Source organism: Paenibacillus sp. 32352 (assembly GCF_002042965.1).
GTDB classification, from domain to species: domain Bacteria; phylum Bacillota; class Bacilli; order Paenibacillales; family NBRC-103111; genus Paenibacillus_S; species Paenibacillus_S vulneris.
Genome location: NZ_MZNT01000001.1, coordinates 130759 through 142889, shown reverse-complemented (window position 1 = coordinate 142889; position 12131 = coordinate 130759). Strand labels below are relative to the sequence as shown.

13 protein-coding genes are annotated in these 12131 nt (G+C 45.4%); 6 read left to right on the top strand and 7 right to left on the bottom strand.

Translation table 11 applies throughout. The features are described 5' to 3' along the window. Window positions 1–107 precede the first annotated feature (107 nt). The 3 genes from B1728_RS00625 to B1728_RS00615 form a co-directional block, all read right to left on the bottom strand. Entirely contained in the window at window positions 108–293 is a 186-nt protein-coding gene (locus B1728_RS00625) for a hypothetical protein (RefSeq protein ID WP_079908240.1), read from the bottom strand. 65 nt (window positions 294–358) lie between these two features. Next, window positions 359–589 carry a hypothetical protein gene (locus tag B1728_RS00620; protein WP_079908239.1) on the bottom strand — a complete coding sequence of 77 codons (231 nt, stop codon included), beginning with the start codon at window positions 587–589 and terminating at the stop codon, window positions 359–361. 12 nt (window positions 590–601) lie between these two features. After that, window positions 602–826 carry a helix-turn-helix transcriptional regulator gene (locus B1728_RS00615; RefSeq protein ID WP_218672282.1) on the bottom strand — a complete coding sequence of 75 codons (225 nt, stop codon included), beginning with the start codon at window positions 824–826 and terminating at the stop codon, window positions 602–604. A gap of 144 nt (window positions 827–970) precedes the next feature. On the opposite strand from B1728_RS00615, the gene B1728_RS00610 reads away from it, so the two are divergent. The 6 genes from B1728_RS00610 to B1728_RS00585 all read left to right on the top strand — a co-directional run bounded on the left by B1728_RS00610 (window position 971) and on the right by B1728_RS00585 (window position 6675). After that, window positions 971–1363 (top strand): helix-turn-helix domain-containing protein, encoded by a 393-nt coding sequence (locus B1728_RS00610; protein WP_079908238.1) that lies wholly within the window; start codon window positions 971–973, stop codon window positions 1361–1363. Between the two features lie 10 nt (window positions 1364–1373). After that, on the top strand, window positions 1374–1745 hold the full coding sequence (locus B1728_RS00605) for a helix-turn-helix transcriptional regulator (protein ID WP_079908237.1): 372 nt from the start codon (window positions 1374–1376) through the stop codon (window positions 1743–1745). Further along, entirely contained in the window at window positions 1708–2859 is a 1152-nt protein-coding gene (locus B1728_RS00600; protein ID WP_079908236.1) for an ImmA/IrrE family metallo-endopeptidase, read from the top strand. The genes B1728_RS00605 and B1728_RS00600 overlap by 38 nt, the downstream gene beginning before the upstream one ends. Window positions 2860–2956: 97 nt before the next feature. Continuing rightward, window positions 2957–3847, top strand: coding sequence for a BRCT domain-containing protein (locus B1728_RS00595; RefSeq protein ID WP_079908235.1), 891 nt, complete (start codon window positions 2957–2959; stop codon window positions 3845–3847). Between the two features lie 105 nt (window positions 3848–3952). Next, on the top strand, window positions 3953–5398 hold the full coding sequence (locus B1728_RS00590) for a recombinase family protein (RefSeq protein ID WP_079908234.1): 1446 nt from the start codon (window positions 3953–3955) through the stop codon (window positions 5396–5398). A 41-nt stretch (window positions 5399–5439) separates the two neighbouring features. Next, complete coding sequence (locus B1728_RS00585; protein WP_483310960.1) at window positions 5440–6675, top strand: SpoVR family protein; 1236 nt, start codon at window positions 5440–5442, stop codon at window positions 6673–6675. 130 nt (window positions 6676–6805) lie between these two features. Here B1728_RS00585 and B1728_RS00580 read toward each other — a convergent pair whose 3' ends face one another. The 4 genes from B1728_RS00580 to B1728_RS00565 form a co-directional block, all read right to left on the bottom strand. Beyond that, window positions 6806–7525 carry an NAD-dependent deacylase gene (locus B1728_RS00580; RefSeq protein WP_079908233.1) on the bottom strand — a complete coding sequence of 240 codons (720 nt, stop codon included), beginning with the start codon at window positions 7523–7525 and terminating at the stop codon, window positions 6806–6808. Between the two features lie 112 nt (window positions 7526–7637). Further along, window positions 7638–8570: a manganese-dependent inorganic pyrophosphatase gene (locus tag B1728_RS00575; RefSeq protein ID WP_079908232.1), complete on the bottom strand. Its 933-nt coding sequence runs from the start codon at window positions 8568–8570 to the stop codon at window positions 7638–7640. A gap of 222 nt (window positions 8571–8792) precedes the next feature. Beyond that, window positions 8793–10340, bottom strand: a complete 1548-nt coding sequence (locus B1728_RS37155) for a pectinesterase family protein (protein WP_306293498.1) — start codon at window positions 10338–10340, stop codon at window positions 8793–8795. A 17-nt stretch (window positions 10341–10357) separates the two neighbouring features. Next, on the bottom strand, window positions 10358–11779 hold the full coding sequence (locus B1728_RS00565; protein ID WP_179135822.1) for a pectate lyase family protein: 1422 nt from the start codon (window positions 11777–11779) through the stop codon (window positions 10358–10360). Between the last annotated feature and the right edge of the window lie 352 nt (window positions 11780–12131).

Sequence of the window (12131 nt, the reverse complement as noted above, 5' to 3'; positions counted from 1 at the left end):
AGACATTCGAAAAATCTGCAAGCAGCTCGGAATAGACATCGCAAAATTTCTCAAGTAGGCTTGTCCACTTTGCGACGAGGAAAGCTAACGCTTTCCCGACGAATGCATTAAATGGCTGACTCTACCGGCAAGCTCGATTCGGATTTTACTTTGTGTTTGTTCGGATCAAAAGTACCGTTCTGGATGGCCCTTGATACAGCACGATAGATGATTTCATGGATTAGCTTGTTCTTCTCATACGAAAACATTTCAGGGCCTATCTTTTCAGGTTGGTTATTCGCTGGTTGATCCATATGCATCCCTCCTTTTTGGTATATGGTATGAACCTACTGAGTGAATAATTAGAAGCAAACTGTTTCTACCTTTTGGAGTAATAAAGCTCAACTGCTCCTTTTAAAAGCGATGTAATAAACCTAAGTTCATCCAATGTAATAGCTTTTTTCTCGACTGCGGTCTGAATTAGGTTTCCAGCGAAAATCATAAGTTCACTCATGCGAGCTGGTGAAATGCTTGAATCCGAAGCGGCGGCAATTTCTTCAAATGCATTTTTTGTTGAGTCGTCGTTGTCCGAGAATGTTTTAAATTCCATGTACATGCTCCCTTAAGATATTTTTGAACACGATTCGTGGGTATGCTTCGCAAAAAAAATTTCGTCTACTGTCTTATTATAGAAATCAGCAATTTTTTTCTTAACCAAATCGCGACCGGACCGTTCCCCTATTTCAAGCATTGCTAATGAGCTTGTTGAAATTCCGATCTTAATTGCTGCTTCTTTCTGTGTAAGCCCGAGATTTTTTCTCAAAGAAATTAGCATCATATTTTTCATGTTTAGCCTCCTTTAATCACGTTTTGTGGTTATCATAATTTCATTATAGCCACGTTTCGTGAATTGTCAACCACGTTTTGTGATTAATATTTATTAATCACGTTTTGTGATTTATAATAGTTTCTTAATGGAGCGTGATACGTTGTGAAGGATGAGGACGTAGTCAAAATTGCTGGAAAAAGACTGGCACAGTTACGCGAAAATGCGAACCTTTCCCAAGCTGAGCTTGCTAAGAGGATGAATGTTTCTTCGAGTACTATTGGTATGTGGGAGCTAGGGGAGCGTGAGATTAAAGTCTCTACCTTAAGAAAAATTGCAGAGTATTTTGATGTAAAAACTGATTATTTAACTGGACTGACAGATGATCCGACATCACGATCAGATATTGAGAGTACAGTTCCACCCAAAGCAGTAAAAATAATTCGCAGTCTGTCCAGAGCACCTGAACTCGATGATGAAGATTATGACATTATAGCCAAACAAGTAGAGGATATCATTGCTTACGCCATAAAAAAGAAACAACCTCCAAAACCATGAGGTGAATTCATTGTTACTATCAAATTTGGAGAAGTTAAGAATTTCAAATGGCTGGACTCAAGAAGAAATTGCTAAAAAAATAGGTGTTGCTAGGACTACTTATACAAATTATGAAGCAGGTAAAAGAGAGCCCGATATTGAAACAGCCCAAAAAATAGCAGATGTATGCGGTGTGTCAGTTGACTATTTATTGGGTAAAACAAATGTTACCTCTGAAGAAGCAAAGGAACTTGAAGGTGCCCCAGAAGCAGCTAGACCAATCATAAGAAGCCTGGCTAGAGCCAAAGAACTAGATGAAGAAGATTTCGACATCATTGCAAAGCAAGTTGAGGATATAATTGCTTATGCAAAAAAGAAAAAGCAAATATCTAAAAATGATTAGAATGTTTTTCACATCATGGATAAAGCTGAGGATTGTGCCTATGCGAAAAAAGAAAAAAATCCCCCTTAAGCCTAGGTCCTTCTACGCTATAAAAAAGGCGGGAGAGTTTCTTCGAGAATCAGGTTCATGTACTTTACCTACAGATCCCTTCTCATTCTTTGAAAAATACGGATGGATAATCATGTCCTGGAGCGACGCCAGGAACACAGGACATGATGATCCCTTTTCATTAAAGAAAGATAATGCAGATGCAAAGGTTAAATATTTGGCTGCACATGAAGACGATGAACAAGGGCAATACATTGTAGTATACGATGACACGCTTAGAAATGCCGGACGCATTCGGTGGACAATAGCTCATGAAATAGCTCATATTGTTCTTGGACATCTTATAGATTTTGAAGAAACCATGCTGAGCCGCGGCGGGTTAACTTCTGAGGAGTATAAGATTTTAGAAAAGGAAGCCGATATTTTTGCGGCCGAGCTGCTGGCTCCTGTCACAGTACTGAAAGCATTAAATCAAACTAACGATTTTCATCCCGATTTCATAATGAATATCTGCGATCTGTCCTTCCAAGCTGCGAAATTCAGATCAGACTTTCTCAATCAACTTAATAATTACAAGTTGGATGAAGCTATGTTCGCTCATTATTCCGAATTTATTGCTGATTATGGATTACAAAATTACAATTATGAAATTGCCGCAACAATTGATGAGTTATTTTCAGAACAAATTGAGGGTGACGAATCCATGGAACCAGTTAAAAGAAAAGAGATTCCAATCGATGAAAACAATCGCTTTCTTTATTGTCCCAGATGTGCTTTTAACGATTTTGAAGATGATGCAGTCCACTGTACACAATGTGGAGAACATTTATTTAATCGCTGCTTGAACGTGGATCCCGATGGATTCAATACAATAAGTTCTTGTGGTAAAATAGCGAGCGGCAATGATAGATATTGTAGGTTATGTGGGAGTGAAACCTATCTCATGTCAAAAGGATATCTAAGCTCTTGGATTGATGATTTCAATGAAAAAACCAGAATAGAACGTGATGAGGAGTACATACAACTTCATGGATTCGACGGTATTAACTTGGTCTACCGCAAGTAATAGGCAATCGCCTTTTTTTTAAACCCAAGTGAGGAATATTTTTCATAAATTTCAATGATTTAACGACATTTTCCGACAAGGAAGGAGTTTTGTAACAATGGAGCGCAATTATAAAAAATATATGGGTAAAGCTGAGTTTGAAAAATCTCTTAATACTTTGAAGGGATTGATTCAAGGTATGCAGGCAGACTCTTCTTTGAATAAGCAAGAGATAGAAGAATTGCAGCATTGGTGCCTTCTACAAACTGATCATATTAATAAATTTCCTTTCAATGAATTAATACCAATGGTTAAAGAGGCTGTTTCAGATGGTTTTTTGACAGATGAGGAAGTTGAAGATATTAACTGGCTATGTAATGCTTACTTGAATGAAAACCCTTATTTCGATGTAGTATCTTCAGATATTCAAGTACTTCATGGAATGTTGCATGGGATTTTGAGTGATAATCAAATTACTTTGGAAGAACTTAATCAGCTCCGAGACTGGTTGAATGACAACTCACATCTTGAATCTGTTTACCCTTATGATGAGGTATACTCGTTACTACATAATGTACTTAAGGATGGAAAAATTGACAATGAAGAAGAGATGTTATTAAAGGCATTCTTTGCTGATTTTATTGATACAACCACTTCGTATAATATTAACCATGGGGATTTGCTAGAATTAAAAAAACAAATGAATATCCAGGGAATTTGCGCCCTTGGTCCTAATATTGAAATAACAGATAAGAAATTCTGCTTTACTGGTACATCTGGTAAAATGAAACGCTCTGAGATTGCTAAAATAATTACAGATAATGGCGGTAAGTATCATGATAATGTACTCAAAGATACGAATTATTTAATCGTTGGGGATGAGGGCAATTCCTGCTGGGCATTCTCTTGTTATGGCCGCAAGATTGAAAAAGCTATTAATTTGCGTAAAGAAGGAAAGCAAATAATCATAGTACACGAAGTGGATTTTTGGGATGCTGTTGGAAATTGATTGAATTAGAATGACTTGCTGGTTACGCTAATTTGAAAAAGCCTTCAATTGAGATGGCTTTTTCTTTTATTGCTAGGGGTATTCACAAAAGAGGAAGTGTCAATAATGGTTACTACCACAACAATTAACGAAATAACTAGAGCCATTGCTATATACCTTCGTGTATCTACAGAAGAGCAAGCTCAGCATGGGACATCGATCGATGTCCAGAAAGAGCGATTAATCGCTTATTGTCAGTCCCAGGGCTGGGCAAACTACAAGCTTTATATAGACGATGGTTACACCGGAACAAAGCTTGAACGGCCCGCTATGCAGCGGCTAATAAGAGACATTGAGAAAGGGAAAATTCACGGTGTCATCGTCTATAAGCTTGACCGGCTAAGCCGTAAGCAAAAGGATGTTCTTTATCTCCTGGAGGATGTTTTCGAAAAGAACAACGTCATTTTCAAGTCAGCGACCGAGCCCTTTGATACGTCAACCCCTTTCGGCAAAGCCATGATCGGAGTGTTGGCCGTCTTCGCCCAGCTGGAACGTGATATGATTGTAGAACGTACTGTATCAGGCCGAAGAGAGAAGGTTAATCAAGGCTTCTGGCCCGGCGGGCGCGTCCCTTTTGGTTACAGCTGGGACAAAGAAAATAAACAATTAGAGATAATACCCGAAGAAGCCCAAATTGTCAGAGAAATATATAAGAGATACATAACGGGACAGTCAAGGTTACAGATAGCGGAATGGGCAGCTAGCCGAACAAAGGCCCGGGTAATAGATCACAGCGTTATTCGCGACATGTTGGCGAGGCCTATTTATATGGGAAAATTGATCAATGAAGGTGAGCTCGTGGACGGGAATCATGAAGCAATAATTGATATAGAAACTTGGAAGGCTGCGCAGCGTGAGCAGGAGGCCCGAGCCGAAGGCTCTACACCTCTTGGAGAATATCTATTAACAGGTCTCTTGGAGTGTGGAGTGTGTAACGGCAATGTAGTCCATGTAATTAGAAATACGAAGCCGCGAGGAAAGCTATACTCATATAATCTGTACGCATGTAAACAGCAGCATGTGAGAAAGAAGGATCGAAACAATCATTGTTCGTTGGGTTATTTCAGCCGGGCATCGGTAGAAAATTTCGTCATAAGTAAAATAAAGAGCTACTCTGTTGATCCGAAAAAGTTTTTGGAAGATGTGGATAATAAAAATAATACAGAAGATGATAGTATCATATCTAGTCTTACCATTAAGCTAAATAGCGTGAATGAAAGCCTGGAAAACTTATTGGATGCTATTCAAAGCGGCGTCAAAGCTTCTACATTAAGTGACCGCATAAACAGACTGGAGCTTGAAAGAGAGGCTCTTCAGAATCAATTGGACGATGTATTGAAAAATTCCTATGAGGGAGTTAGTAAGCCGGATAACATTGCCAACTTACTGAGCGAGATAGGTCCCGCATGGGATTACCTGAATGAGGAAGAGCAAAAGATCGTATTGCGTACGATGGTCCGAAAAGTTATATTGAAAAAAGACGGAAATCACCAGGTAGTATGGGACATTTAGCTTCTTCATTCTACTGATGGTTCGTTAAAACGTTTCATAAGATGAAAATGCAGTACGATTTCGGCTTAAGCAAAATATATGAGCTTGTCATCAACTCCGACCCCTGCTACGCCTTCCTGCTCGACGGCAACTCCCTGATCCAGAACAAGCTCATTGTCGCACACGTGCTGGCACACTGCGACTTTTTCAAAAATAACGCCCGTTTCTCCAAGACGAACCGCAACATGGTCGAGAGCATGTCCGCTACGGCGGAGCGCGTCCGGCAGTATGAAATCTTGTACGGCACCGACGAGGTGGAACAATTCATCGACGCTGTGCTGGCCATCCAGGAGCATGTCGATCCTTCCATCTCCAAGCCGTACGATGCAACCCGCAGAAATCTGGAGCGAAAGCCAAAGAAAAAAGAAGAGCCCGCCGAACGCAAGCTCGGCTACGAGGACCTGTGGGACCTGGACAACGTATCCTCAAAGCCTGCGCTTAAGGAAGAAACGCCGAGATTCCCGGCCAAGCCCGAAAAGGACATTATGCTGTTTATCGAGGAGCATGCGCCTTACCTTACGGATTGGCAGCGAGACATCATGACAATGCTGCGCGACGAAATGCTGTATTTCTGGCCGCAGCTGGAGACGAAGATCATGAACGAAGGCTGGGCTTCGTACTGGCATCAACGGATTCTCCGCGAGCTGGATCTGACTGAGGATGAGACGATCGAATTCGCCAAGCTGAACTCCTCTGTCGTCGTTCCGTCCCGGCACAGCTTGAACCCTTACTATCTGGGGTTAAAAATTTTCGAGGATATCGAGAAGCGCTGGGATAATCCGACAGAGGAAGAACAGGAGCGGTACGGACGTCAGAAAGGCCAGGGACGCCGCAAAATATTCGACGTCCGCGAATACGACTCCGACCTGTCCTTCATCCGCAACTACCTGACCAAGCAGCTCGTTGACGATATGGACCTGTACATTTTCGAGAAGAAAGGCCCTGAATGGAAGATTACCGACAAAACCTGGGCCCATATCCGCGATCAGCTCGTCTATTCCCGCGTCAATGGCGGCTTCCCTTATATCGTCGTCGAAAACGGCGATTACGAGAAGAACGGGGAGCTGTACCTGAAGCACTCCTACGAAGGCGTTGAGCTGGATCTGAAATATGTGGAGCGTACGCTCCCTTATATTCAGAAGCTGTGGGGCAAGACCGTTCATCTGGAAACGGTCGTGGAGTCGAAGCCTGTGCTGTTCACCTATGACGGGAAGAAGCATAACAGGAAATTTTTGTAAGAAGGAAAACCGGCCGAGAAACGTCTCGCCGGTTTTGTTGTGTTTATTCCAGAGTAAACAGTTTGTTTAAGGATAGCTGCAAGTCTTTAAATACATGGGAATAGACCGTATCCTGCTCCATATACGCCTTCTATCCCCTTATCTCCTCATCCGCCTTTAGCAAAGTCTCACCTATAGAGCGATGAATGACCAAATCTGCATAAGAATCCAAAGGAGTCGGGTCATAATTCACAATGACCAGTTTCGCTCCTTGAGCTTTTGCCTTTCTAGGAAGCTGGTTGGCTGGGCTTACCTGTAATGAGGAGCCCAACACAATAAACAGCTCAACTCCATCTATGAGGCTCTCTGCTAGCCGAAGCGAAGCATCTGGAAGCATTTCTCCAAAGAGCACGACATTAGGTCTGATAACCCCTCCACAGCTGCATGTCGTCATCGTGACAGGTGGACCGTACATTCGGGATTCATACTGCTTATCGCAGCTCATGCAGCGCATGCTCCCCAGATCTCCGTGCAGCTTGGCTATCCGCTTTGTGCCCGCTTGTTCATGATAATTTTCCACATTCTGAGTAATGATGCCGCGGATATGTCCTTGCTGCTCCCAGCTTGCTAGAATATAGTGTCCTTCATTGGGCTGATGTGAGTTCATCTCTTGAATACGCCATTGGTAAAAACGGACAAACTCCGCCCGGTTCGAATGGATAGCTTCAATGTCTGCGAGCTCGATTGGATTCCGGTTATTCCACATCCCCCGATCCGCTGAGCGAAAATCCTGCAGTCCGCTTTCGGTGGACATCCCGGCACCCGAGAAAATGACCGTGGCGTTCGATTCCAATAGCAGCTTGGCTAGCATAGCTCTCACCTCTATATCTCAGATATTAATAATTCCTCAAAAAAAGCTCCCCTTACAGGAGCAAGGCTGATGAAGCCATTTCCTGTTGGGGAGCTATTTATCCGAAGCGCAATTATTGCTTGTTGAAAATGTCGGTCAATACCGGCACGATTTGCGATTTGCGGGATACAACGCCTTTCAACACCGCTTTGTTGCCGGACAATGTTACGTTGTAAGCCTGCTCTACCGCGCTGGCTTTGCTGCCCAATGCTACGCCGATGGAGTCGTTGTTCAAGATGTCGGTAACGACGAACAGGAACAGATCCAGCCCTTTGTCGGCGATGATTTGGGAAAGAGCCGCTTCCAGCTCCGCTTGGCGGGACAGAACGTCGTTCACGTCCACAGCGTTCACTTGAGCGATTTCTACTTTGCTGCCGCCCATTTGGAACTCTTTGGAGTCCAGGGAGATCAGTTGAGCGATGGTTTTGTCGCTCAGGTCTGCGCCGGCCTTCAGCATAGCCAAGCCGTATGTTTCAAGCTCCACGCCTGCAATTTCAGCCAATTCACGAGCAGCCGCTACGTCTTGAGCTGTGCAAGTCGGGGATTTCAAAAGAAGGGTATCGGAAATGATGGCGGAAAGCATCAAGCCTGCGATTTCTTTTTGAACCGGTACATTGTTTTCCTTGAACAATTTATTCAAAATCGTTGTTGTGCAGCCTACAGGCTCGGCACGATAGTACAACGGATTGCTGGTTTCGAAGTTGGCGATACGGTGATGGTCGATAACCTCAGTAACACGGACTTTCTCAATGTCGCTTACGCTTTGTTGACGCTCGTTGTGGTCGACCAAAATAACGTCGTTCACTTCGTTAGCCACAGCTTCAACCAAGCGCGGCGCGCTTACTTTAAAATAATCCAAAACAAATTGAGTTTCGCTGCTGATATTGCCAAGACGAACAGGCTCTACGTTAGCGCCTAATTTCGTCTTCAAATCAGCATAAGCAATAGCCGAGCAAATCGAGTCCGTATCCGGATTTTTGTGACCGAAAATCAATGTTTTTTCCATTATTTTACTCCTTAATCGTATTTTTTGCTTAGAAAAGTATATCATAGAATGATTTCCGTATCTAGATTATAACCCTGACCCTCCTTATTCCCATGACTTTACCATGAATATTAAAATAACCCGACAAAGTAGTGGGCCATGGCTTCGAAAGCGGCTCAGGCACTTTGCGGGGAGGCTTAAGGCCCTCGATTTGCTATAAAAGCAAGCTAGAAGGCTTTCTTCCTAATACGTCGGATCCCAGCCGTCGCTGCCCGCCAGCACGCTCTGTGCGCTCATCGCACCCGCCTGCGATAAGGTTAGCTGCCCTGCCCAGCTGACTCTGGAGGCTGCGTCTGCTCCGGGTCCCGTAGAGCCGAATTCTTTGTACCTTGCTGTGCTCTGGTTCGCCGCATTCCCCCAATCATCCCAGCCGGCAGGCTTGATATGGGTATCCATCCATGTGTACAAATAGGTGACCGAGGAATAAGGCCGCCAAGGGCGTCCCAAAGCGACAGTGTCATTCCCCGCCCCGCCGGCTGTCAGGCTGCTGGTAATGAATACATAGCCGTAAGCCTTGCTTTGGTCTGTGGATGCGGCAGTGACATAGCCGCCGTTCTTGCTCTTCAGCTCGCAGTTCTCGAAGACGGCCGTAGCCGACCCGAAGACAAAATCGACCGTACCCTCGATGTAGCTGTCCCGGTAATACTGTCTTCCGCTGCCGTTGGCATATAGCGTGTCCTGATTGCCGAGGATTCGCACATTGCCGAAGCTGGCCCGGTCCCCACCTACGTACAGCGCAACCGCCTGCCCTGCGGCCGGTCCCGCCGTGTTCTGGAACGTAATATTTTCCGCTGTAAAATCATTACCGTAGACGAATACGCTCGAGCTGTTGGTCGTTCCTCCCGCTGAGGAAGCGCTGTCGTTATAGGTGAGAATCGTACCGGCCGCGCTTTCGCCGAGCAGAGTGATATATGGCTTATTGGCCGGGAACGTAAGCTTCTGATTGTAGGTGCCGTTCTTCACATAAATCGTCCTGGGGGTCGTATTATTCACCGGAATCGCATCAATGGCCGCTTGAACGGTCGTGTAGACGCCCGGGCCGCCTGCGGCATCAACGATTAATGCTCCGGATGGCACGCCGGACGCTGCCGGTTTCACAACGACATCATCCAAATAATGAGACCCTGCCGAGGAGTTGGGGGTATACGACTCCAATCCGTCAATGACCGAAACAGCGGAATAAAAGGACGCCTGGCTCACCTTCTTGACACCATTCAAATACACGTCTGCTTTATCGGTGGCAGCGTTGGCCACAATCCGGATGCTGTACCAAATGTTCGGCTGGTAGCCGCTTATCAGCGTTGTATAGGTGTTGTCCGCGTTGCGGTAAGCAATGCCGCCGGATATCGTTTCAATGGAGACGGCAGGCGTATTACCGCTTAACAAGCGGATTATCTTCGTATTATTCACCATTGCCGGCTGCATAAATTTCAGCTCCAGCTCCGTCGTTCCCGTCTGTGCCGCAAACGTCTTCTTCAAATTGACCAGCCCGGTTGTGCTGGTATCGTTCAGATAGACGCTTTTATTCGATGCGCTGGGCACGTTAACGACCCTAACGGTACCTCCCGCTTCGGATAAAGTATATCCCGAGGGTGCCGCTCCTGCCGTGCCGGCGTTAAAATCATCATCCCACAAAGGGGCAGCAGCATAAGCTTGCCCTGCAGGCAGGGCTGAAGCCAGCGAAACCGCCAGCAGCGCTGCGCCGCAAACCATCTTCCACCATTTCAGCATATGGACCATCCTTTCTGCTATTTGCGGATTTTACCTGCGCCGGCGGTTTTGAGAACATTGGCGGGCACAGTTGACGCGCTATCTTTGATATAGGAATAGTAGTCTGCCGGATTAAACACGCTTCCCCTCGTATCGTTGGCCCCAGTGCAGTTATCCTTGATGTTGTCGCTAGTAAATACAATATCTCCCGGGGTAGCCAGATCGATCTGCGTGACATCCTCCGAATCCTTGAAATAGTTGCCTTCGACCAAAACATCCGCATCGTTATGGCTTGTAATACCATAGTCCCCAATGTTCAGATAATAATTGTTGAACACATGGACATCGGCTCTATTGACCCTTGGGTTCCTCTGATTCGTTCCGTTGAAAAAATTATGGTGAATCGTAACGCGAGGCCGGTTCGCATAACCGTCCGTTCCTATGCCAATCGTTTTGTTATGGTTGGATAGCACGGTGTTGGACAAGGTGACGTAATCGCCGCCCTTCACAACATCCATCAAGCCATCCTCCATATGCGTCAGCGTGCAGCGGTCAATCCAAACATGATGGGCGCCATTTTGAACGGTAATTGCGTCCCAATCCCCCAGCTTCCCGTCCCAGGATTGGAAGGAGTCTTTAATGGTGAGATTGCGGATGATGACATTTTTTTCGTTGTTCGTTACTTCCAGGCCCCCGTAGACCAGCGCTGCTTTGGTACCCAAGCCGATGATCGTCTTGTTCGATTTTACTTTCACCTTATAGCCCCAAGGCGACATGGAGATGGTCCCTTGAACGCGAATGGTAAGCGGATCTGCCGAGTTGGCATAAGCCTCCAGCTCCTGCTGATTCGTGGCTGTCACGATCGATCCTCCCGCTCCGCCTGTCGTGCCGTTTTGCCCGAGAGCGTCGTAGCCCGCCCAGCCGATAGGGCTTAAATCCTTTACGATAACCGTATAGCTGTCCCCGCCGGAGGTATTGCCCAAAGCAACATTTGTGTTAGCGCTTACATCTTTCTTATAAACACGAAACCTCACGGAATCGCTGTTGACCATGTCATCTCCGGTATCATACCAGCCGGACAGCCAGCTTGGCAGCGTTTTTCTTGAGTCCCATGCCACATAGATTTGGGCTTTTACCAGCACCTGAAAAGACAGCAGTGTAGAACCCGTGTAATTCTTGGAGCTCGCTGCAGCTTGAAACCACTGCCATCCGTAATATGGATCCGGCAGCGTAGTGATGGTCGTCGCCCGGTCTCCATATTGCTTATCCCCAGGCTGTAGGCTGTATTGAAGTGACCAGGCTGCGGCATTCGCGCTGTCGTTTATGTTAATGTTCTGAACAACCCCAGCCTGCGTAACCGCCGCCTGCGCTTTTGGAATGGGTGTCCACACAAGCAGCACTGTGCATAACGCAACCCACAGCTTCAAAAATGAACTCCATGATCCCTTTTTCATTCTCATAACCTTTACTTTACCTCCTTCAGGTTTCATAATGATCTAGCCTTTACATACCATAAGGATTCGTTGCGGGAGTCACCTCCTATTGGCTTCCGGATGGAATTGCCGTCTCCGGGCCAGCATAATGCATAGAGGAGAACGGAATCACACCGATTATCACCTTTGTAAGCGTAAACATCTATAGTCCGTATATAACCTCTTCCTTTCCGGCTCCCATTTTTATGAAAATACCTCCGAGCTAACCTGACTCTGTGCTTCAGTTAACTTTTTCCAGAAATGTATGGCAATAAAGTTTTTCAAAATTCCCTGTTACATCACAAAGGGATGAAAGACGCCCTTGTCGAAAAAGATAAAA